Raw genomic sequence first — 22,806 nt, 5'->3', positions numbered from 1 at the left:
GAACGCTTGCTCCACTTTCGCCTGCTCGTCGCGGGTAACGCCGTCTCGGCGTACGGCAGTTACCTGAACATGGTCGCCCTGAACGTGTTCGTCTACGAGGTGACCGACAGCGCCCTGGCCGCCGGGATCTTCATGGCCGTACGCCTGTTGACCAGTGTCGTGTCCGGCTTTGTGAGCGGTCGGCTGGTCTCGGCGTACGACCGCAAGATTTTGATGGTCGGTGCCGATCTGACGCAGTGCGCCGCCATGATAGCGCTGCTGATCGCCCCGGACGCGGGACGTGCGGGGCTGCTCTACGTGCTGGCCGTGGTGACCGGCTTCTGCTCGACCCTCTCCGGCGTCGCGCTGCGCAGCAGCATCCCGGAGATCGTCGGCAGCGACCTGCGGCTGCGCGCCAACTCGCTGCTCGCGACCGGGCGTTCGCTCGCGATGATCGCCGGCTTCGCCTCCGCGGGCGTCGTGGTCGCGCAACTCGGTTACGTCGCCGCCATCTCCCTGGACGCCGCCACCTTCGCCGTCTCCGCGTGCGTGCTGCTCTCGCTGCCGATCCGGACGAGGGCCGAGCCGGGGGCGGGGGGCGTCGAAAGGTCCGGCGCCGATGTGGAAGAGGGTGTCGAGCGGGAGGTGGAGCGGCGCGGCGCCGGGGCGCTGCTTCTGTTGCGGGCCGCGCCCGTCCTCGCCCTCATGATCGCCCTGCGGGCCGCCGACGGCCTCGGGTCCTCGTCCCACAACGTGGCCCTGCCCGTGTACTCCAGCGACCTCGACCCGTCCCATCCGGCCACGTTCATCAGCCAGTTCTGGGCCACGTGGGCCATCGGCAACATCGTCATGCAGCAGGCGTGCGGGCGGTGGGGCGGGCGCGGTGGCCGGCAGGGGCCGGGGGAGCGGGCCTTCGCGATCGGGGCCTGCGTGATGTCGGCCGCGTTCATCGTGGTCTTCGCCGGGCTGCCCACGGGGGTGGCGGTCGTGGCCGCCCTGGTCGCCGGCATGGCCGACGGGCTCACCGAGATCGCCTACGTCACCCGCCTCCAGGCGGCCCCCGACGAGCAGCGGGGCAGGCTCTTCGGGCTCTCCGCGTCGGTCGAGAACACCGGCTTCGGCCTGGGGATGCTGATCAGCGGCGCGCTCCTCGACCACTTCTCACCGTTCCAGGTGGTGGGGCTGCTGCACGGCCTCGCGATCGTCCTGTGCCTCGGGATGTTCGTGGTGATGGTGCGTCAGGGGCGGGCGCGTGCGCGGGGCAAGGCGGTGACCGCCCTGGTGGAGGGCGGCAGTTCCGTGGAGAGCGAGAGTGAGGTCAGATGACCGCCAAGGGGCCTGACGCCGTCGCCGTCGTCGGCATGTCCTTCCGGCTGCCCGGTGCGGACACCCCGGAGGAGTTCTGGCGCACGATCCACGACGGCGCCGACCGCATCCGCCGCTTCACCGACGCCGAGCTGGCCGCCGCCGGAGTGCCCGAAGAGGCGTACCGCAGCGAGGAGTTCGTCGGGGCGAGCGGGGTCCTCGACGGCATCGCGGGGTTCGACGCCGCGTTCTTCGGGATGAGCGCGCACGAGGCCCGGATCACCGATCCGCAGCAGCGGCTGTTCCTGGAGTGCGTGCACCACGCGTTGGAGAACGCCGGGTACGCGGGCGGCCACGAGGGCGATCCCGGGGGGCACGGTGGCCACCACGAGGGCGACCCCGGGGACCACGGCCGGCACGACGTCGGCGTGTACGCGAGCACCGGCTACCACCTCTACTCCCTCCAGACCTATTTACAGAACAACGTCCTCCGAGGCGACATCCCGGACTGGGTCGCCGGACTCCAGGTCACCATCGGCAACTTCACCGACTTCACCGCCAACCGCGCCGCCTACCGCCTCGGCCTCACGGGGCCCGCCGTCAACGTCCAGACGGCGTGCTCCAGTTCGCTCACCGCGGTATACCTCGCGGCGCAGTCCGTGGCCGCCGGGGAGTGTGACATCGCTGTCGCCGGTGCCACCGCCCTCCACGTGCCGCAGGTGGTCGGCTACCAGTACGTCAAGGGGTCCATCCTCTCCAAGAGCGGCTACCTGCGGCCCTTCGACGCCGACGCGGACGGCACGGTCGGCGGCACGGGCGTCGTGGCGGTGGTGCTCAAGCGCCTCGACCGGGCGGTCGCGGACGGCGACCACATCCACGGCGTCATCCGGGGCTGGGGGGTCAACAACGACGGCGCGGACAAGAAGGCGTTCACCGCGCCCAGCGCGGACGGCCAGCGCGGCGCGATCCGCCGCGCCCTGGCGCGGGCGGGCGTCGACGCGGGCTCCATCGGCTACCTGGAGACGCACGGCACCGGCACGTTCAAGGGCGACCCCATCGAGTTCGAGGGCGCCACCGCCGCGTTCCGCGCCGACACCGACCGCACCGGCTACTGCGCGCTCGGCTCGGTCAAGGCCAACATCGGCCACCTCGACGTGTGTTCGGGCCTCGCGAGCCTGGTCAAGGCCCTCCTCGTCCTGCGGCACGGCGTCATCCCGCCGATGGCCAACTTCCGCCGCCCCAACCCCGCCCTCGACCTCGCGGCCAGTCCGTTCTACATCCCCGAAGCCGCGCGGCCGTGGCCGAGGGGCGACGTGCCGCGCAGGGCGTGCGTCAGTTCGTTCGGCGTCGGCGGCACCAACGTCCACGTCGTCCTGGAAGAGGCCCCCGAGCCCCCGCCCCGGCCGGCCGACGCCCCACCGCCCCCGGGCCTCCTGCTGGTCGCGGGCCACACGGAGGAGGCGCTCGCCGCCAACGCCACGGCCCTCCGCGACCACCTGCACGCACACCCCGGGACACACGTCGGCGACCTCGTGACGACGCAGGCCCTCGGCCGCGCCCACCGCAGGCACCGGCTCGCCGTGCGGGGCGACACGGTGGCCGCGCTCACCGGCGCCCTGGACGACTGGCTCACACAGCCCCGGCCGCAGATACCGCGTGAGGGTGGCGCCGGGTTCCTCTTCACGGGGCAGGGCAGCCTCCGCCGGGGTGCGGCCCGCGCTCTCCACGAGCGCTTCCCCGTCGTACGCGAGGTCCTGGACGCCTGCGAGCGGCAGTTCGCCGCGCTCACCGGGGGCGACAGCCTCCTCGGCCCGCTGCTCCTGGAGGCGGGCGAGGAGGAGCCGGTCTGGCCCACCGAGGTGGCGCAGCCCGCGCTCTTCGCGCTCCAGTGCGCGCTCGTCCGGCTGTGGCGCGAGGCCGGAATCGCCCCGGGAGTGGTGGCGGGGCACAGCGTGGGGGAGTACGGCGCGCTGTACGCGGCGGGCGTGCTGTCCGCCGAGGACGGGCTGCGGCTCACCGCGGAGCGCGGCAGGCTCATGCGGCTCCGGTGCGAGCCCGGCGCGATGGTCGCGGTCCCGACGGACCGGGCCACGGCGGAGCAGCTGGCCGCCGAGGTACCGGGCGTGGAGCTCGCCGTCACCAACGGCGAGCACAACCAGGTGCTCGCGGGCCCGGTGGGCGCCATGGCGCGGCTGACGGAGCTGCTCGCCGCACGCGGCGTCCACGCACGGGAACTCCCGGTGCGGCACGCCTTCCACACCGCCCTCATGGACCCGGTCCTCGACGGGCTGCGGAAGCTGCTCGCCGACGTGCGGCCGCGCCCGGCCGACGTGCCGTTCGTGAGCGGCCTCGACGGGCGCACCCGGGCGCCCGGCTGGGTGCCGGACGCCGACTATTTCGTACGGCAGGCGCGTGAGCCGGTGCGATTCGCGGACGTACTGCGGGAGTTGGGGACGGCGGCGTACGACGGGGTGGGCGTGCTGGTGGAGATCGGCCCCCACACGACGCTCAGCGGCCTCGCGCGCCAGGAGCTGCCGGACCGGGCGGCCCTTCCCTCACTGCGGCGCGGCGCCGGGCTCGAACCGCTGTGGGACGCGGCCGCCGGTCTGTACCGGGCCGGCGCGCCCGTCGCCTGGCGGGCCTTCATGGGCGGGACGGGGCGCAGGATCCCCCTGCCCGGCTACCGGTTCCAGCACAAGGACTACTGGACAGGGCCGGAGAACTTCCTTCCCCGGCCCGTACGACCCGAACAACCGGAACAACCGGAACGACCCGAACAACCGGCAAGGGGTGGGGCGGAAGTGGCACAGGACGAGGCAGCGGTCGAGCGCGTGCTCCAGCACATCATCAAGGTCACCGCGAAGCACCTCAGCTACGACACGAGCGAGATAGCCGAGGACGCTTCCTTCTTCGACCTCGGCGCGGACTCGCTCCAGATGATCGGGGTGCTCCGGGAGCTGGAGGAGGAGCACCAGGTCAAGGTGTCGATGCGGGAGCTCTTCGAGGAGGCGGGCACGGCGCGGCGGCTCGCGGAGATCATCGCGGGGAAGGCGGCGGGGCGCGTCGGGGCGCGGCCGGAGCACGGGCCCGAGCGCGGGCCCGAGCCTGAGCCCTCGGCACCGGCGCCCCGCGAGCAGGCCCCCGCGCCGACGGTAGCGCCCGTTCCCGCGGCCGTCCCGGCCGTCCCGGCCGTCCCGTCCGCCCCGGCGGCCTCCACGGAGTACGCCACCCGGCAGGAGGTCGAAGACCTCGTACGCCAGGTCCACCAGCTCACCCAGATGCAGCTGCAACTCATGGGCCAGCTCTCCCAGCTGCTCGCCGCCCAGACGGCCCAGCAGTCTTCCCGGGCCGCGCGGGAGGACCGATGACCGCGCACCCCGCCCCCGGCTCCGTCTCCGCCGCGGTCGACGCGGACCTCGCCGCGATGGCCGACCTCTCGCGGCGCATCACCGAACAGATGGGGGCGACGGCGGCGGCCGAGGAGACTCCGGCGCCGCGCCCGGCCCAGCACGGCCCCCGCCTGGAGGTGGCCCGCGGCTCCGGCATGCTCCGCGGCAACGCCTCCGACAGCCAGCGGGCCCACCTCGACGACCTCGTCCGCCGCTACACCGCCAAGACGCCCACCTCGAAGAGCATCACCCAGCGCTACCGCCGCGTGCTCGCCGACAGCAGGGCGGCGGTCGGCTTCCGCAGCAGTACGAAGGAGATGCTGTACCCCATCGCGGGGCGGCGGGCGAAGGGCTCCTGGCTGGAGGACGTCGACGGGAACCGCTACGTCGACATCACCATGGGCTTCGGCGTCCTGCTCTTCGGCCACGAGCCCGCCTTCGTCGCCGAAGCGGTCCGCGAGCACCTCTCGCGCGGCATCCAGCTCGGCCCGCGCAACGTGGAGACCGGCGAGGCCGCCGAACTGCTCGCCGAGCTGACCGGCATGGAGCGCGTCGCCTTCGCCAACTCCGGCACGGAGGCGAACTCCGCGGCCATCCGGCTCGCCCGCGCCGCCACCGGACGCTCCCGCATCATCACCTTCGAGGGCGCCTACCACGGCCACAACGACAACGTCCTCGGCCGCTCCCCGCACACCGGCGGCGACGGCCTCACCACCGTGCCGATGTCCGCGGGCGTCCCGCACAACGCCGTCGCCGACCTGCTCGTCCTGCCGTACGGCAGCGAGGAGAGCCTCGCCGTCATCGAGCGGGAGGCCGCGGGCATCGCGGCGGTCGTCGTGGAGCCGGTGCAGAGCCGCCACCCGTCGCTGCGGCCCGCCGAGTTCGTGCGCCGGCTGCGCGAGCTGACGCGGCGCCACGGCATCGTGCTGCTCTTCGACGAGATGCTGACCGGCTTCCGCCCGGCGCTCCGCGGCGCCCAGGAGCTCTACGGCGTCACGCCCGACCTGGCGACGTACGGCAAGCTGCTCGGCGGCGGCTTCCCCATCGGGGCCATCGCGGGCCGCACCGACATCATGGACGGCATCGACGGCGGCCACTGGCAGTACGGGGACGACAGCTATCCGCGGGCCGACACCACGTTCTTCGGCGGTACGTACATCCAGCACCCGGTGTCGATGGTCGCCACCCGTGCCGTACTGGCCCACCTCAAGGAACACAGCCCGCGGCTCCAGGAGCGCCTGAACGCCCGCACCGACGCCATGGCCGCCACGCTCAACGCGTTCTTCGAGGCGGAGGGGTACGCCCTCAGCTTGAGCCACTTCGGCTCGATGTTCCGCTTCGAGCACCGTGCGGACATGGAACTGCTGTACCACCACCTCATGCTGCGCGGCGTGCACGTGTGGGAGTGGCGCAACTTCTTCCTGTCCACCGAACACTCCGACGGCGACGTCGAGTTCATCGTCGACGCGGTGAAGGACTCGCTGCGGGAGCTGCGCGCGGCGGGCTTCCCCCTCGGTGACCCGACCAAGGCCGCTGCCAAAAGCCCTGCCAAGGCGCCTGCCAAGGCGCCCGTCAAGCCGCAGGCCATGGCCTGGAACAGCGCGGCCGCGGCCCGGTCCGAGCAGCCGGAGCAGCAAAAACCGGCCCAACCCAAGCCCCGCCCCCTCGACTTCGGCGTCTACTTCTTCGGCGACTACCCGCAGGACGAGGCGACCCCGAAGCACGGCAAGTACGACCACCTCCTGGAGACGGCCCGGTTCGCCGACCGCAACGGCTTCCACTCCCTGTGGATCCCCGAACGGCACTTCCACTCCTTCGGCGGCCTCTTCCCCAACCCCGTCGTGCTCGCCGCCGCGCTCGCCCGTGAGACGAGCCGCGTCCGCATCAACGCGGGCTCCGTGGTGCTGCCGCTGCACGACCCGATCCGCGTCGCGGAGGAGTGGTCGATGGTCGACAACCTCTCCGGCGGCCGGATCGGCATCGGCTGCGCCAGCGGCTGGAACGCCGACGACTTCGTCTTCTTCCCCGAGCGTTTCGGCTCGCACCGGGAGATGATGTACGAACAGGTCGCGCAGGTACGGCAGTTGTGGCGCGGGGATCCGGTGCGCCGCACCACCGGGGACGGCGAGAGCGATCTGCGGCTGTTCCCCCGCCCCGTCCAGGACGCCCCGCCGATGTACACGGCCGTCGTCGGCAACCCGGCCTCGTACGAGCTGGCCGCCCGCCACGACGTGGGCATCGTCACCAACCTCATGACGCAGAGCGTCGAGCAGCTCCGCGACAACGTCGCCCGCTACCGGCGCACGCGCGCCGAGTGCGGCCTGGACCCGGACGCAGGGCACGTGGCCGTGCTGCTGCACACCTACCTCGCCGAGGACCACGCGACGGCCCGTGCCGAGGCGCGCGAGCCGCTGTCGCGGTACATGCGCTCGTCCCTCTCCCTCTTCGGCAACGTCGCCAACAGCCTCGGCCACCGGATCGACCTGTCGGCGATGACCGAGGACGACCTGGACGTGGTGTTCCGCCGCGCCTACGACCGCTACTGCGACCAGCGGGCCCTCATCGGCAGCCCCGAGAGCGTGCGGCCCGTGGTGGACGCGGTGCGCGCCGCGGGCGCCGACGAGATCGTCGGACTCGTCGACTTCGGTGTCGCGCCCGCCGCGCTGCGGGACGGCCTGACCCACTTCGACGGACTGCGCCGGGCGTACGTGGCGCCACCGGAGCCCGCACCCACCTCACGCCCGGCACCGGCGGCCGACCAAGGGGCACCGCTGTCACCCGGGCAGCAGCGCGTCTGGTTCCTGGAGCGGATGCTCCCGGGCCGCACCGCGTACAACGAGACCAAGGCCATCGAGCTCGAAGGCCCCCTGGACGTCCCCGCGCTGCGCGCCGCGCTCTCCGGCCTCGCCGAACGGCACGAGCAGCTGCGTACCGTGTTCCGCGAAGTGAACGGCGAGGCGCGGCAGTTCACGCTCCCGCCGGGGGAGGTGGACTTCGATGTCGTCGACGGCACAGGCCCCGGTGACGCCGTCGCCGCCACCCTCAAGGCCGAGAGCGAACGCCGCTTCGACCTCGCGAACGGCCCGCTGTTCGTCACGCGCCTCGTCCGGCTCGGCGAGCGGCGGCACGTCCTCGTCCTCTCCCTGCACCACATCGTGATGGACGCCGCCTCGGCCGCCGTGCTCGCCCGCGACGTCTCCGCCCTCTACCGCGCCCAGCTGCCGGGCGCCCCGGCCGCGGAGCTCCCCGCCCTCACCCGTACCTACGCCGACCACGCCCGCGGGCAGCGCGCCGCGCTCGGCGGCCCGAAGGCGGCCGAGGACCTCGCGTACTGGAAGAAGACGCTCGACGGCGACCTTCCCGTGCTGAGGCTCCCCACCGACCGGCCCCGGCCCGCCGTCATGACCTCCCACGGCCGCGCCCTGTTCCGCACCCTCGACCCCGAACTGTCGGCCGCCGTCCGCCGGTTCGCGCGCGAACACCGCAGCACCCTCTTCATGACCCTGCTCGCCGGCTACGCCGCCGCACTGCGCCGCGTCACCGGCCAGGACGAGCTGGTCGTCGGCACCCCGATGTCCGACCGCACCCCCGAGTACGAGGACGTGGTCGGCTTCTTCGTCAACACCCTCGCGCTCCGCATCGACCTCTCCGGCGACCCGGACTTCGGCACGCTCCTCGACCGGGTGCGGGGGGTGGCCCTGGACGCGTACGACCACGCGGACGTGCCCTTCGAGGCGGTCGTGCGGGAGCTCGCGCCGCCCCGCACACTCGACCGGACGCCCGTCTTCCAGACGCTCGCCGAGTTCGAGACCGGCGACCCCTTCCACTTCGACCTGCCCGGGGTGCGGGCGACACCGCTCGACTCGGGGCCCGACAAGGCGCTGACGGACCTCAGCGTGTACTTCACCGACAAGGCCGACAACGCCGATAATGCTGGCGGCATCCGCTGCCACCTGGAGTACCACACCGACCTCTTCGACGAGGCGACGGTCGACGCGTTCTTCGGGACGTTCCGCGACGTCCTCGCGGAGGCGGTGGGGGTCGCTGGGGACGCGGGGGCCGACAGTGTTCCGGCCGTGGTGCCGCGGGAGTGGCGGCAGGGCCCCGTCCGGGAGCGGACGCTCAGCACCGTCGACTCCCTGGCTTCGCGATGGGCCGAGGTCGCCCCGGACCGCACCGCCGTGGTCAGCGGTGAAGTGACGCTCACCTACGGCGAGTTGCATGCCCGCGCCGAGCGCCTGGCGGCCGTGCTGCGGACCGCGGACGGCGGCGGCGCGCCCGTCGCGCTGTGGCTGCCGCGCGGCGCCGACCTGATCGTCGCGATGCTGGCGGCTCTCAAGTCGGGGCGCGGGTACGTGCCGCTGGACCCCGGACAGGGCACGGCGCGGGCCGAGGCCGTCGTCGCGGAGAGCGGCGCGCGGATCGTGGTGGTGGACGGGGCGGCGCGGGCCGCAGACGCGGGCGTACGACCGACGTGGCCGACCGGGACGACACTGCTGGACATCACCGAAGCCACCGCCACCGAGGCGCCCCCGGCGCCCCTGAGCGGCCCGGCCGGGGCACGGCCCACCCCCGACTCCCTCTGCTTCGCCATCTACACCTCCGGCAGCACCGGCACCCCCAAGGGCGTGGCCGTCCCGCACCGGGCCGTCGTGGACCTCTGCCAGTGGCACCACGAACGCTTCGGGTTCACCGCGGACGACCGCAGCGCCGCCGTGTGCAGCCAGGGCTTCGACGCGGCCGTGCTGGAGATCTGGCCGGCGCTGACGGCGGGCGCCACGGTCGTCGTGGCCGACGAGGCGGTCCGCAGGGACCCGGCGGCGCTGGCCCGCTGGTACGCGGACCGGCGGATCACCTTCTCCATCCTGCCGACGGCACTCGGCGAGGCGGTCCTCACGCTTCCCGCGGCACAACAGCCCCCGCTGCGGCACCTGTTGCTGGGCGGCGACGTGCTGCGCACCCGCCCGCGCCCCGGTGTCCCGTACGAGACGGTGAACGTGTACGGCCCCACCGAGGTGACCGTGCTGTGCACCGTCGGGACAGTGGAGCCGGACCCTTCCGGCGACGGCCCGATCCCGATCGGCCGCCCCGTCGACAACGTCACCCTGCGGGTGCTCGACGAGCACGGCCGGGAGGTGCCCGCCGGTGAGGTGGGGGAGCTGTACGTCGGCGGCCCCGGAGTGGCCACCGGATACTTGGGCCGGCCGGAGCTCACGGCGGAGCGCTTCGTCGACGACCCGCTGGGCGCCGAGGGGCGGATGTACCGCACGGGCGACCTGGTCCGCTGGACCGGTGACGGGGCGCTGGAGTTCCGGGGCCGGACCGACGACCAGGTGAAGATACGGGGCCACCGCGTCGAACCCGAGGAGGCCACGCGCGTCCTCAACGGCCTGCCGGAGGTCCGGGACGCGCTCGTCCTGGCCCGCCGCGACCGACGGGACGACGCCTACCTCGCGGCCTACGTCGTACCGGCGTCGGCCCCCCAGGCCCGGGAGCGGGACCTGGCCGACCGCCTGACGGCACAGCTCGCGGCCCGCCTCCCGGACCACCTGGTGCCCCACGCCTGGGCCGTGCTCCCCGAACTCCCCCTCTCCCCCAACGGCAAGGTGGACCGCGCCGCACTCCCCACCCCCACCCTCACCACCTCGACCGCCCCGCAACCCTTGGCACCCCCGGCACACGCGGCACCCTCGACGCCGGACATCGAGGCGCGCCTCAAGCGGCTCTGGGCGGCGGAGTTCGAGGTGGACGCGGCGTCCATCGACGCCGGCGCGTCCTTCTTCGAGCTGGGCGGCCACTCGATCACGGCGATCCGGCTGGCGAACGCAGTGCGCGAGGAGTTCGGCACGGAGTACCCGGTGGCGCGCTTCTACGAGGAGCCGACGCTGCGGGCGATGGCGGCGTACCTCGCGGGAGACGCCGGGGGAGGCGGAGGCGTGCCGGTGCGCGCCCCCGTCACCGCCCAGCAGGGCGCCTTCATCACCCGGCACCGCACGCACCCCCGCCCGCAGATCTACAACGTGGCGATGCGGCTCGCCCTGACGGGAGCCCTCGACGTACCGGCCCTGCGCACCGCGCTCACCCGGCTCGTCGCCCGGCACGAGGGCTTGCGCACCCGCCTCGTGGAGGACGGCGGTGAGTGGTGGCAGGAGGTGCTGCCGGCCCGGCCGGTGGAGCTGCCGGAGGAGGACCTGTTCGCGCGGTACGGATCGGCGGCGGACGCCGAGGAGCAGGCGGAACGCACCGCGGCGGACGTGGCCGCGACGCCCTTCGACATCGAGGCGGAACTCGCCCCGGTCCTGCGCCTGCTGCGCACCGGGCCCGACCGGTGGGCGCTGCTCTTCGTCCTGCACCACGCGGCCTGCGACGGCTGGTCGGTCAGCATCCTGTTGCGGGAACTCGCCGCGCTGTACCGGGCGGCGGCCACCGGCACCCCGCACGGCCTTCCGGCAGACGTCCCGCAGCCGGGCGAGTACGCGCGCTGGCAGCGCGAGCGGAGCCGTACGCAGGACAAGGGCCGCCTCGTCGAGTACTGGACGCGTGAGCTGAAGGGCGCCCCCTTCGGTATGCCGCTGCCGCTGGACAGGCCGCGTCCTGCGGAGCTGAGCGGGGCCGGGGACGTGGTCCTGTTCACCGTGGACCGGGCCGCGCGCGCCGACGTCGAGGCGCTGGCCAGGCGGCACCGCACGACGCCGTTCGTGGTGACGGCGGCCGCGCTGGCGCGGCTTGTCGCGGAGGTGGGGGAGGGGCCGGACGTCGTGCTCGGCATCTCCTACGCCAACCGCGAGCGGCGCGAGTTCGAGGCGCTCGCGGCCTGCACGGTCTCGTCCTTCACGCTGCGGGTGCGGGGCGGCGGGGCCGCGTCGTTCGGGGCACTGGTGGACCAGGTGGCGCGCACCGCGGTCGGGGCCATCGACCACGCCGCGCCGATCCGCACGGTGGCGGCGGACGTGAGCGCGGCACTGGGTACGGAGGTGCCCGAACGGCTGCCGCTCGGCTTCCAGTACCAGAGCTCCCTGGAGACGGAGATCGACCTGCCGGGCGTCACCACGGCGGTCGAGGACCTCGCGGTCCCCGGCGCGCGCTCCGAGTTCAACTTCGGCCTGGTCCCCACGGGCGACGTCCTCTCCGGATATCTGGAGTACTCGACGGACCTGTGGGACCGCGCCACGGTCGAGGCCTGGACCACCGCGTACGTCGAACTCCTGGCGAGGGAGGCGGCGGAGGCGCTACGGGCGCAGTCACCGGACTCGTCCGCCCTCTGACCCGGCCCCGTCCGTATCCCCGGCGAGGGGGCGCCAGTACTGCTCCGCCCCCTCGTCGCGTACGACGTAACCGAGCCCCCGCACCGTCCCGACCAGGTCCCTCGCGTCCCGCGGCGCCTTCCGCCGCAGCGCGGCCTTCCGTGCCGCGAGGAGCGCGTGGACCTCGGCGGGCAGGTCCGGGGTGCCGGGGATCCAGCGGTGGAACAGCGCCGCGTGCGGGTCGCCGTCCCGCCACGGGTAGCCGTGCGCGCGGAACGCGGCGGCCAGCGCGGCCGCCCGCGCGCTGTGCTCGCCCCGCACGAGCTCGCCGGAGTCCGCGCCGAGCAGCACCACGTGCTTGCCGTCGAGGAACACGGCCGAGACGGCGGCGCGTTCGAAGGTCCGCGTCCGGCCGTCCCGTTCGACGTGCACCCGCTCGTCGGACACCTTCAGCGACACCGTCTCGTCGAGCGCCGCGAAGGCGACGAGGAGTCCGGCCACCAGGCCGGCGGCCATCACGAGCGCGGTCTGCCAGGGCGCGTCGAGCCTGCCGACGAACTCGATGCCGTCCCGCCACGGCAGCACCGGCGACCCGGAGGCCCAGCGGGCGAGCCGCGGCACGACGAGGCCGAGCAGCAGCCCGAGGAGGGGGAAGCCGACGAGCAGCAGAAGCAGATCACCCCGCGGAGGCCCGAGCGCCGTGGTCGTACCCCGCGCCGTGCCCTGCGCCTTGCCGAGCTCTTCGCCCGCCATCCCGTGCACTGCGTTCCGCCCTGTCGGTCGTCTCCCACGACGCTAGGAGCGGGGACGGGCCCGGCACAGCCGCCGAAAGTCGCGGGCGGCGCTACTTCGGTAGGGCCTCTCTCAGCCGACCGGCACCAAGGTCAGGTACGCGATGCCGAGCACCCGGCGGTAGCCGCGCAGCCATGAGGAACGCTGGGAGTCGACGCGCTCGCGGGTCTCGGCGGCCAGCGCGTGGCCGGGGTGCGCGGCGAGCCACTCCTCGACGTCGGCGCGGTAGCCGGACTCGAACTCCTCCCACTCCTCGGCGCTCGCCGTCTCCACCCACAGCGGGCGGAACCCCGCCCCGATCGCCGCGTCCACCAGGTCGCCCAGCGACAGGTGCTCGCCCGCGTCGGCGTCCGGCCACATCGCGGCGAGCTCGGCCGGGGTGGGCTCGCGCTGCCAGAAACCCTCGCCGAGCACGACGCGACCGCCCGGATTCACCAGGCGGCGCAGCGCGTGCAGCGCCTCGGTCGTCGTCCCGGGCGGCTCGGCGGCGCTGAGGGCCTGGCTCGCGCCGAGGCACAGCACGACGTCGGCGGGGCCGCGGGTGGTGTCCGTCGCCGACTCCTCGGCGAAGACGACCCGCTCGTCGAGCCCGCGCGCCGCGGCGTTCCCGCGGCCGCGCGCCAGGTCCTCGCCCTTGAGGTCGACGCCGACACCGGTCGCCTCCGGCACGGCTTCGAGGACGCGGAGCATCAGCTCGCCCCAGCCGCAGCCGATGTCGAGGACGGTACGCGGCCCGGCCGCCGCCAGCCGCCCCACCAGCCGCTCCGCACGGGCCTCGGAGAGCGGGCCGTGAAAGGTGAGTCGGGTGAGCCGCGGCGGATGACCGGTGTCAGTGTTCACAACCCGGCACGCTAACCCGCCGCCCCCACCCGGGCCACCACTTTTGCCGCCGCGCAAGGTCCGCAGGGACCGACTACGCGGTGGCCGAGCCGCCCTCGTCCCCGGCCGCGGCCGCCCGGACCGTCTTCTTCCGTGCTGCCAGCGTCGCGAGGACCCCGACCGCCGTGCCGGCGAGCGCGGCCGGGACCATCCAGGCGCGGTTGAGGGAGTGGCCGAGGACGTGGTCGGCGGAGTAGCGGCCGGGTCCTGTGACGGCGAGCGCCGCGGAGACCATGCCGAGGAACGCCGGGTACTCGTAGCCGCCGCCCTGGCTGAAGAAGCCGTTCGGCGAGTGCACGGCCGTGGCGCCGGCCATCGCGCCCGCCGCCGCCGAGCCCGCCGCGGGGGTCGCGAGGCCGAGGGCGAGGAGCACCCCGCCGCCCGCCTCGGCGAGCCCCGCCATGACGGCGTTCACCTTGCCCGGTGCATAGCCGACGGACTCCATGAAGGCGCCGGTGCCCTCGACGCCCCCGCCGCCGAACCAGCCGAACAGTTTCTGGGCGCCGTGCGCGGCGAGCACTGAGCCGGTGCCCGCGCGGAGCAGCAGCAGCCCGACGTCTCGGCGGTCCGGACACGAGCAGCAGGTGGTCATGGGGAACTCCCGGTTCGGCCCCTGGGCGGGGTGGCGGATACGTCCGCCTCCACCGTCCACCGGCCCGGCCCGCACCACCCGGCCCGCGGGTCCGTCCGGGTGACCCGCCGCCTGCTGCCGTCCCCCTGGCGGTGGTCAGTGACAGCTGGTGTGACCGGAGCCGAGCCGCGCCCACGAGCAGGAGTCCTGCTGCGCGCCGCTCGGCTTGAGGAGGCGGGCCTTGTCGCCGGTGTTGTTCCAGACGTAGTTGGTGCGGCCCCAGTAGCGCACGCCGGAGGCGTTGGTGCCCTTGCCGGTGCGGACCTTGACGGTCTTGCCGGCGCCGATCTTGTAGCTGCCGAAGGTGTATGTGTAGCCGGTGTCGTCCTTCAGCTTGTAGCCCTTGAGCTGGATCGCCGAGCGGGTGTTGTTGTGGATGTTCACCCACTCCGCGTTCAGCGAGGCGTTCGAGCGGGTGTCCCGGCCCGGACTGTCGTACTGGATGGCACCGAGGTGCAGCCCGCCCTGGTGGCGCGCGGTCGCCGCCGACGCGGGGGACGCGGCGAGCAGGGCCACCGACAGGGCGGTGGCGGTGAGGACGGCGGGGGCCGTGGTGCGTATGCGCAAGGAGTGCTCCAAGTGTGAAGTTCTCGTGGAGAGAAGCCGAGCATACGGGGATCCCTGACCGGACTTGATGCGGTATGCCTCACTCCACTTGTGCAGATGTCGGCCCGCTCGCATCCCGGCCCCGCTCTGCCCCGCCCCGCGCGTCAACCCCGCCCGATGTACGGCATGTTCGTGGCGAGGACCGTCGCGAACTGGACGTTCGCCTCCAGCGGCAGCTCCGCCATGTGCCGCACCGTGCGCGCCACGTCCGCCACGTCCATCACCGGCTCGGTCGCCAGCTGCCCGTTGGCCTGGAGGATCCCGGACTGCATGCGCTCGGTCATGTCGGTCGCGGCGTTGCCGATGTCGATCTGGCCGACCGCGATCCGGTAGGGCCTGCCGTCCAGCGACAGCGACTTCGTCAGGCCCGTCAGGGCGTGCTTCGTCGCCGTGTACGCCACCGAGTTCGGACGCGGCGCGTGGGCCGAGATGGACCCGTTGTTGATGATCCGCCCGCCCTGCGGGTCCTGCTCCTTCATCTGCCGGAAGGCCGCCTGCGCGCACAGGAACGCGCCGTTCAGGTTGGTGTCGACGACGTGCCGCCAGGCCTCGTAGGGGAGCTCCTCGACGGGGACGCCGCCGGGGCCGAACGTACCGGCGTTGTTGAAGAGGAGGTCCAGGCGCCCGAAGCGTTCGCCGACGCGGGCGAAGAGCGCCGCCACGTCCTCGGGCCGCGACACGTCCGTACGGACGCACAGGGTGGCGCCCTCCCGCGCGTCCGGCCCGGCGGACGCGAGGGCGGCCGTCTCCTCCAGCGTCTCCGTGCGGCGCCCCGCGAGCGCCACGGACCAGCCCGCGGCGAGCAGTTCGAGGGCGACGGAACGGCCGATTCCGGAGCCGGCCCCGGTCACCACGGCGGTCTTCGGCGATGCAGTTCGCTCAGCGTTCATGGGCCCGCAGCGTACGGGAGGGCTGTCCACGCGGACATCATCCGCCCGCCATGCGGCTGTTGTGTACGCGACAGGCCCACGTCGTCCCGCGCCACTTACATGCCCCTGACACCAATCGTCAGGGGAGGGCCACATGACACCCGCAGGCCAGCACCACGCTCCGGAACTCCGTGCCCCCGCCCGCCACTTGGGACGCCGCAGGTTCCTCACCGTCACCGGCGCCGCGGCCGCGCTCGCCTTCGCCACCAACCTGCCCACCGCGGGCGTGGCGGGCGCCGCCGAGCTCGACGCACGCCGCATCACCAAGAACCCCTTCACGCTCGGCGTCGCGTCCGGCGACCCGCTGCCCTCCTCGGTCCTGCTCTGGACCCGGCTCGCCCCGGCGCCCTACGAGCCCGACGGCGGCCTGCCCCGGGAGCGCGTCTCCGTCGACTGGGAGCTCGCCCACGACGCCAGGTTCCGGCGCGTCGCCAGACGCGGCAAGGTCACCGCCCACCCCGAGTTCAGCCACACCGTGCACGTCGAGGCCGACCACCTCGACGCGGGCCGCACCTACTACTTCCGCTTCCGGACCGGCCGCTGGGTGAGTGAGACCGGCCGCACCCGCACCGCGCCGCCCACCGGCAGCCGCACCGGCGCCCTCACCCTCGCCGCCGTCTCCTGCCAGGCCTACCACGACGGCTACTTCACCGCGTACAAGCACCTGGCCAAGGACGACGTCGACGTCGTCTTCCACCTCGGCGACTACCTCTACGAGTACGCCGTCAACGCGGTCGGCGGCGCCCGCAACTACACCGACCGCACGCTGCCCGCGCACTTCAACAAGGAGACGCAGACCCTGGAGGACTACCGCCTGCGGTACGCCCTGTACAAGTCCGACCCGGATCTGCGCGCCGCCCACGCCGCGCACCCCTTCGTCGTCACCTGGGACGACCACGAGGCCGAGAACAACTACGCCGACGACATCGACGAGAACGGCAACCCCCCGGCCGAGTTCCTGCTCCGCCGCGCCGCCGCCTACCGCGCGTACTGGGAGAACCAGCCGCTGCGCCGCGGGCAGCTGCCGAGCGGGCCCGACGCGCAGCTCTACCGGCGCCTGAAGTGGGGCCGCCTCGCCCAGTTCGACATCCTCGACACCCGGCAGTACCGCTCCGACCAGGCGTACGGCGACAAGGCGCACGTCCCCGGGCCCGAGTCGGACGACCCGAGGCGCACCATCACCGGCGCCACGCAGGAGCGCTGGCTCATCGACGGCTGGCGGCGCTCGCGCGCCCGGTGGAACGTCGTCCCGCAGCAGGTCACCTTCTCCCAGCGCAAGCTCGACCTCAACGCGCAGGCCAAGCTCTCCATGGACGCCTGGGACGGCTACCGGGCCTCCCGGAAGCGCGTCCTCGCCGGAGCGCGCTCCGCGGACATCGAGAACCTCATGGTCCTCACCGGTGACGTGCACGTCGGCTACGCCTTCGACATCAAGGCCGACTTCGACGACCCGTCGTCGAAGACCGTCGGCACGGAGATCGTCGCCACGTCCATCGCCAGCGGCAAGGACGGCGCGGACAAGCCGGCCAACTGGGACACCTACACCAAGGCCAACCCGCACCTGAAGTTCTACAACGGCCGCCGTGGCTACGTGACGGTGGCGCTCGGCGACGATTCGGCGCGGGCGGACTTCAAGACGGTCTCGGCCGTGACGACGCCGGGCGCCCCCATCAAAACGGCGGCGTCGTTCGTGACGGAGGCGGGCGACCCGGGGCTGCGGCCCGCGTAGCGGTCGGCGGGCTCCCGTGGCGTCCTGCGCGCGAGCGCCAGGTCGTTGTTGACGGTGAAGTAGGGGCGCACGGAGACGGCGGCACCGGCCCCGTCGACGAGGTGCCCGGCCGGATACACGTCGGTCCGCTTGCGGGCGACGACGTCGCCGATGACGCGCGCAAGGCGGACAGGATCGGCCCCGGGGGCCAGGGACAGCGCCAGGTCCCACGTCTCCGGGGCGCCCCCGCCGGCGGCCAGCACCCGGGGATACGCCAGACAGAAGCGGAAACGGTCCTTTCCCGACGTCGTCACCTCGGTTTCGAAGGCGGCGGCGGGGTCGTGGCGCGGCACGGCGAGGAGGCGGGCCGGCTGCCCCGGGGCGAACTCGGCGCCGTACAGCGTGCCTTCGACCGCGCACGACGTCGCGTCGGCGGTCACCGTGTGGGCCTCGGCGTGCGCGGGGCGGCGCCAGGCCCGCACGGAGAGGTTGTTCTTGACGGTCGCGTAGGGGATCCACCAGCCGAACGGCGCCCCGGGTGCGGCCTCCAGGGTCAGCAGGCCGCCCTGTTCGACCGCCGTGACGGCGACCCGGCGTCGCGCCCCGTCGTCGGAGCGGACGACGTGGAAGTCCCAGCGGCCCTCGGCGAGCGGGTGGGCCCGGCGCTCCAGCACGGCCGTCCAGGGCTCACCCTCGGTCTCCGGCCGCCGCAGCGGCACCTCGACCAGCTGCTCGTCCCGGCCGCCGGAGCCGCGGAGCGTCGCGGTCAGCGTGAACGCGGTGCCGGGCAGGCCGGCCCGGTCCAGGCGTACGACGAGATCGCCCGCCGCGGTCACGGCGCAGGTGCACCGCGGACGCAGCGCCGGACCCGCCGGACGCCGCCGCCCCGCCCCGCGCACGGTCCGCCGCACGGCCCGCCGGACCGCCGCGCGGGCCCGCCCCGCACCGGCCGCCAGCCGGCAGTCGAGCGGGACCGGGGCGGGCGGGGCGGCGGCGCGCAGCTCGGCGAAGAGTTCCTCGTAGCGCCGGGCGATGTGGTCGGGCGTGTACCGCTCGACGTTGCGCCGGGCGGCGGCGCCCATGGCGCGGCGCAGGTCGGCGTCCTCGATGAGCCTGAGCAGGCCGCGGGCGACGGCCCCGCTGTCGCCCGACGGCACGAGCAGGCCGTCCTCGCCGTCCCGGATGATCTCGGCGGGCCCGTGGGGGCAGTCGGTGGCGACCACCGGGGTGCCGCACTGCATGGCCTCCACGATGGTCATCCCGAACGACTCCTCGCGCGAGGTGACGGCGGCGATCGACCCCTTGGCCCACTCGGTGGCGAGGGAGGGGGTGGCGCCCATCAGGAAGACGTGGTCGCTCAGGCCGAGTTCGTCGATGCGGGCCCGCAGCGGCGCGTGCTTGGGGCCGCGGCCGTAGATCCGCAGCTTCCACTCCGGGTGGGCGGCGGCCACGGTCGCGAAGGCGTCCACCAGCAGGCCGTACCGTTTCACCGGGATGAGGCGCCCGCCGGCGATGACGAGCCGGGCCTCGCCGTCCGACGCGGTGGTGCGGGGCGGCGGCGGTGAGGAGTTGGGGACGGAGAAGATCGGGGTGCCCGTGGCCGCCAGGTGCCCGCGGTGCGTGACGGCGTCCGCCTCCGTGACGGTGGTGTGCGCGTCGAGCGCGGCGATGGCGGCGTCCTGGGCGGCGCGGATCCCGGGCTCGTGCGTGCCGTACACGCGGTGTTCCTGACCGATCCGCAGGTAGTGGTCGCGGCCGAACTCGGCGAGGTACATCACGAGGCCCGGCCGGGTGGCCACCACCACGTCGGTGTCGGTGCGGCGCAGGAAGCGGGCCACCCGGCGGTCGGTGAGCCGGTCGAAACCCGCGCCCCGCGCCTCGGCGGGCGGCACCAGCGAGGTGGCCTCGCCCAGCAGCCTGTCGCCCAGGTCGTTGCGCGGCGCGTGCGGCCGGCTGTCGATCAGGTGCCGCAGCCGGACCTTCCCGCCGAGCGGCAGGCTGGGCCGGTCGCGCGGGCGCCAGACACTGACGATCTCGACGTCGTGCCGCTCGGCGAGGGCACTGGCGGAATTGAAAGTGGCGCGGATGGTGCCACCGATTCCATAGGCGTTCTGCAGCAGGAAGGAGATTCGCATCGAGCCTTGTCCAGATCGGCGGTCGAAGCCGGGGCCCGAACTGCCCGGCGATGTTGCTAAACGAGTGAACCGTGCTGACGTCACATGTCCGGCTCCTACGACGTCGTATATGCGGTCCCGACCACGCATCGGGAGCTGCGACCATGGAGAGCGGATCCGATCGACCGGGAGGGGCGCGATGCCTGAGCGTGGGCAGACAACGGCAGAAGACCGGATATCGGAGGCGGCGGAGCCACAAGGGCCCGTCGCCCTCCGTCGTACCGGAGCCCTCGTCACCCTCGTCCTCGGCGGCCTCACCGCCGTCCCCGCGCTCTCCATGGACATGTACCTGCCGGCCCTGCCGGAGGTCACCGACGCCCTGAGCGCCCCGGCCGCCACCGTCCAGCTGACCCTGACCGCCTGCCTCCTCGGCATGGCGCTCGGCCAGCTCGTCGTCGGCCCGATGAGCGACAGGTGGGGCCGCCGCCGCCCCCTCCTCGTCGGCCTGCTCGTCTATGTGATCGCCACCGCGACCTGCGCCTTCGCGCCCACCGCCGAGCTCCTCATCGGCTTCCGCCTCCTCCAGGGGCTCGCGGGCGCCGCCGGCATCGTCATCGCCCGCGCCGTCGTCCGCGACCTGTACGACGGCGTGGCCATGGCCCGCTTCTTCTCCACCCTGATGCTGATCTCCGGCGTCGCCCCCGTCGCCGCGCCCCTCATCGGCGGCCAGGTGCTCCGCTTCACCGACTGGCGCGGCATCTTCGTCGTCCTCACCGCCGTCGGCACCGCGCTGACCCTGCTCGTCTGGCGCCGCCTGCCCGAGACCCTCGCCCCCGAGAAACGGCACGGCGGCGGCACCGTAGAGGCGCTGCGGACCATGAAGTCGCTCCTCGCCGACCGCGTCTTCACCGGCTACATGATCGCGGGCGGCTTCGCGTTCGCCGCGCTCTTCGCGTACATCTCCGCCTCACCCTTCGTGATCCAGGAGATCTACGGCGCGTCCCCGCAGACCTTCAGCCTCCTCTTCGGCGTCAACTCCATCGGCCTGATCGCCGCAGGACAGCTCAACGGCAAGGTCCTCGTCGGCCGGACCAGCCTCAACAAGGTCCTCGCCGCCGGCCTCGCGATGGTCACGACCGCCGCGGTCGCGCTCCTCCTCATGACGACCGGCGTCCTCGGCGACGTCGGCCTCTTCCCCGTCGCCGCCGGACTCTTCGTCCTCATGTCGTCGATGGGCCTCACCCTGCCCAACACCCAGTCCCTGGCGCTGATGCGCACCCCGCACGCCGCCGGTTCCGCCTCCGCGCTGCTCGGCACCTCCTCCTTCCTCATCGGCGCGGTCGCCTCCCCGCTCGTCGGCATCGCCGGCGAGGACACCGCCGTCCCGATGGCCGTCGTCCAACTGGTCTGCGCCCTGGCCGCCGTCACGTGCTTCGTGGGACTGTGCCGCCCCTGGCAGCACAAGCCGACCCAGGAGGCGGACCACTGAGCGCACCAAGACTCCTGCGCCCCGGCACACCGGACCGCGCGGGCCTCGACCCCGACGAGATCGGCCGCCTCGTCACCGAGGTGCGCGACCTGACGTGCGGCCCGCGCCCCTGGTGCGCGGGCGCCGTGGTCCTCGTCGGCCGGGGCCCCGTGATCGCCGCCGAGGAGGCGGCGGGCTGGGCGGTGCGGTACGCCTCGTACGACCCGGAGAGCGACACCGGCGTCGAGCTGCCCCGCGAATGGCGGGTGCCGATGCGCACCACCACCCCCTTCGACCTGGCGTCCCTCACCAAACTCTTCACGACGATCGCCGCCGTGCAGCAGCTGGAGCGCGGCACGCTCGGCATCGACGCGCTCGTCGGGGCGTACGTCCCCGAGTTCACGGCCGCCGCCGAGCACGGCATCACCGTCCGCCAGCTCCTCACCCACACCTCGGGGCTCCGGCCCGAACTGCCGCTCTACGACTGCCCGGACGACGCGGCGCGCCTCGCCGCCCTGCGCGCGGAGGCCCCGGTCTCCGAGCCGGGCGAATACGTCTACTCCGACCTGAACATGCTCCTCCTCCAGCACATCCTGGAGCGCCTCACCCGCCGCCCCCTCGACGCGCTCGTCCGCGAGGGCATCACCCGCCCACTCGGCATGGCCGACACCGGCTTCGGCCCGTGCCCCGACGCCGCGGCCACGGAGGACCAGCGCAAGCCCTGGGCCAAGGCCGACCGCGGGATGCTGCGCGGCACCGTCCACGACGAGAACGCCTGGGCGCTGGGCGGGGTCGCCGGACACGCCGGGCTCTTCTCCACCGCCCGCGACCTCGCCGTGCTCTGCCGCACGCTGCTGTGCGGCGGCTCGTACGGCAGGGCCCGCATCCTCGGCCCCGACTTCGTCGAGCTGATGCTGGCGGGTGACGGCCTCGGCTTCGGCATCGATCAGCCGTGGTTCATGGGGGAGCTCGCAGGCCGCGGCGCGGCCGGGCACACCGGCTTCACCGGCACGTCCCTGGTCCTCGACCCGGCGACGGACACGTTCCTGATCCTCCTCGCCAACACGGTGCATCCGCGCCGGCGGGCCGCGAACAGCTCCCCTCGGGCCGCAGCGGCCACACGGCTAGCTCGCGCGGCGCGGGACCGGTAGCCCGGGAGCGGGGGTTCTTCGGCAGGACCGGGGGCCGGCGCGGGACGGCGCGGGGCACCGAAGGTTCCAGGGGCGCGGGGAACTGCGCGCTCGGCCCACCCGTGCCGGCACCCGCCGGCTGGGCGGCATGGGGCAGACGCGGAGGCGGAGGGACGGCGCGGGACGGTGCGGGGTGCCGAAGGTTCCAGGGGCGCGGGGAACTGCGCGCTCGGCCCACCCGTGCCGGCACTCGCCGGCTGGGCGGCATGGGGCAGACGCGGAGGCGGGGGCCGGCGCGGGACGGTGCGGGGTGCCGAAGGCTCCAGGGGCGCGGGGAACTGCGCGACCGGCCCGATCGGACCGGCACTCGCCGGCTGGGCGGCATGGGGCAGACGCGGAGGCGGAGGGCGGCGCGGGACGGTGCGGGGTGCCGAAGGTTCCAGGGGCGCGGGGAACTGCGCGACCGGCCCACCCGGGCCCGCGCCCGCCGGCTGGGCGGCATGGGGCAGACGCGGAGGCGGGGGCCGGCGCGGGAGGGTGCGGGGTGCCGAAGGTTCCAGGGGCGCGGGGAACTGCGCGACCGGCCCACCCGGGCCCGCGCCCGCCGGCTGGGCGGCATGGGGCAGACGCGG

11 protein-coding genes and 1 pseudogene are annotated in these 22,806 nt (G+C 74.0%); 6 read left to right on the top strand and 6 right to left on the bottom strand.

Annotated features, from left to right (window positions below):
- Positions 1–6 precede the first annotated feature (6 nt).
- From ACZ4Z4_RS00725 to ACZ4Z4_RS00715, 3 genes are read left to right on the top strand one after another with little or no spacing between them, the layout of a single operon-like run.
- Positions 7–1,305, top strand: coding sequence for an MFS transporter (locus tag ACZ4Z4_RS00725; RefSeq protein ID WP_468320280.1), 1,299 nt, complete (start codon positions 7–9; stop codon positions 1,303–1,305).
- On the top strand, positions 1,302–4,652 hold the full coding sequence (locus tag ACZ4Z4_RS00720; protein ID WP_468320278.1) for a type I polyketide synthase: 3,351 nt from the start codon (positions 1,302–1,304) through the stop codon (positions 4,650–4,652). The genes ACZ4Z4_RS00725 and ACZ4Z4_RS00720 overlap by 4 nt, the downstream gene beginning before the upstream one ends.
- Positions 4,649–11,938, top strand: a complete 7,290-nt coding sequence (locus tag ACZ4Z4_RS00715; protein ID WP_468320276.1) for a MupA/Atu3671 family FMN-dependent luciferase-like monooxygenase — start codon at positions 4,649–4,651, stop codon at positions 11,936–11,938. Before ACZ4Z4_RS00720 ends, ACZ4Z4_RS00715 begins: the two co-directional genes overlap by 4 nt.
- On the opposite strand, the gene ACZ4Z4_RS00710 is transcribed toward ACZ4Z4_RS00715, so the two are convergent.
- From ACZ4Z4_RS00710 to ACZ4Z4_RS00690, 5 genes are all read right to left on the bottom strand, one after another.
- On the bottom strand, positions 11,915–12,670 hold the full coding sequence (locus ACZ4Z4_RS00710; protein WP_468320274.1) for a YqeB family protein: 756 nt from the start codon (positions 12,668–12,670) through the stop codon (positions 11,915–11,917). The genes ACZ4Z4_RS00715 and ACZ4Z4_RS00710 overlap by 24 nt on opposite strands.
- Positions 12,671–12,781: 111 nt before the next feature.
- Positions 12,782–13,549: an SAM-dependent methyltransferase gene (locus ACZ4Z4_RS00705; RefSeq protein ID WP_468320272.1), complete on the bottom strand. Its 768-nt coding sequence runs from the start codon at positions 13,547–13,549 to the stop codon at positions 12,782–12,784.
- A 73-nt stretch (positions 13,550–13,622) separates the two neighbouring features.
- A complete protein-coding gene (locus tag ACZ4Z4_RS00700) occupies positions 13,623–14,180 on the bottom strand; it encodes a DoxX family protein (RefSeq protein ID WP_468320270.1) in 558 nt (185 codons plus the stop codon).
- A 135-nt stretch (positions 14,181–14,315) separates the two neighbouring features.
- Positions 14,316–14,786, bottom strand: a complete 471-nt coding sequence (locus ACZ4Z4_RS00695) for a lamin tail domain-containing protein (protein ID WP_468320268.1) — start codon at positions 14,784–14,786, stop codon at positions 14,316–14,318.
- 143 nt (positions 14,787–14,929) lie between these two features.
- Positions 14,930–15,715: an SDR family oxidoreductase gene (locus tag ACZ4Z4_RS00690; RefSeq protein ID WP_468320265.1), complete on the bottom strand. Its 786-nt coding sequence runs from the start codon at positions 15,713–15,715 to the stop codon at positions 14,930–14,932.
- 133 nt (positions 15,716–15,848) lie between these two features.
- On the opposite strand from ACZ4Z4_RS00690, the gene ACZ4Z4_RS00685 reads away from it, so the two are divergent.
- Positions 15,849–17,483, top strand: a complete 1,635-nt coding sequence (locus tag ACZ4Z4_RS00685) for an alkaline phosphatase D family protein (protein WP_468320262.1) — start codon at positions 15,849–15,851, stop codon at positions 17,481–17,483.
- Positions 17,484–18,490: 1,007 nt separating this feature from the next.
- Here ACZ4Z4_RS00685 and ACZ4Z4_RS00680 read toward each other — a convergent pair.
- A pseudogene (locus ACZ4Z4_RS00680) lies at positions 18,491–19,237 on the bottom strand (glycosyltransferase); the annotation flags it as partial.
- 538 nt (positions 19,238–19,775) lie between these two features.
- On the opposite strand from ACZ4Z4_RS00680, the gene ACZ4Z4_RS00675 reads away from it, so the two are divergent.
- Together ACZ4Z4_RS00675 and ACZ4Z4_RS00670 are read left to right on the top strand one after the other, a co-directional pair.
- Complete coding sequence (locus tag ACZ4Z4_RS00675; protein WP_468320260.1) at positions 19,776–21,065, top strand: multidrug effflux MFS transporter; 1,290 nt, start codon at positions 19,776–19,778, stop codon at positions 21,063–21,065.
- Complete coding sequence (locus tag ACZ4Z4_RS00670; protein ID WP_468320257.1) at positions 21,020–22,195, top strand: serine hydrolase domain-containing protein; 1,176 nt, start codon at positions 21,020–21,022, stop codon at positions 22,193–22,195. The genes ACZ4Z4_RS00675 and ACZ4Z4_RS00670 overlap by 46 nt, the downstream gene beginning before the upstream one ends.
- The last annotated feature ends 611 nt before the right edge of the window (positions 22,196–22,806 follow it).

Source organism: Streptomyces sp. NPDC030245, from assembly GCF_055572995.1.
Note: the sequence above shows the minus strand (reverse complement) of the source record. Positions and strands in the feature narration are given on the sequence as shown.

Coding starts and splice junctions, on each gene's coding strand:
- ACZ4Z4_RS00720 (WP_468320278.1), top strand. CDS start 1,302: ATGACCGCCAAGGGGCCTGACGCCGTCGCCGTCGTCGGCATGTCCTTC.
- ACZ4Z4_RS00715 (WP_468320276.1), top strand. CDS start 4,649: ATGACCGCGCACCCCGCCCCCGGCTCCGTCTCCGCCGCGGTCGACGCG.
- ACZ4Z4_RS00710 (WP_468320274.1), bottom strand. CDS start 12,670: ATGGCGGGCGAAGAGCTCGGCAAGGCGCAGGGCACGGCGCGGGGTACG.
- ACZ4Z4_RS00700 (WP_468320270.1), bottom strand. CDS start 14,180: ATGACCACCTGCTGCTCGTGTCCGGACCGCCGAGACGTCGGGCTGCTG.
- ACZ4Z4_RS00690 (WP_468320265.1), bottom strand. CDS start 15,715: ATGAACGCTGAGCGAACTGCATCGCCGAAGACCGCCGTGGTGACCGGG.
- ACZ4Z4_RS00685 (WP_468320262.1), top strand. CDS start 15,849: ATGACACCCGCAGGCCAGCACCACGCTCCGGAACTCCGTGCCCCCGCC.
- ACZ4Z4_RS00675 (WP_468320260.1), top strand. CDS start 19,776: ATGCCTGAGCGTGGGCAGACAACGGCAGAAGACCGGATATCGGAGGCG.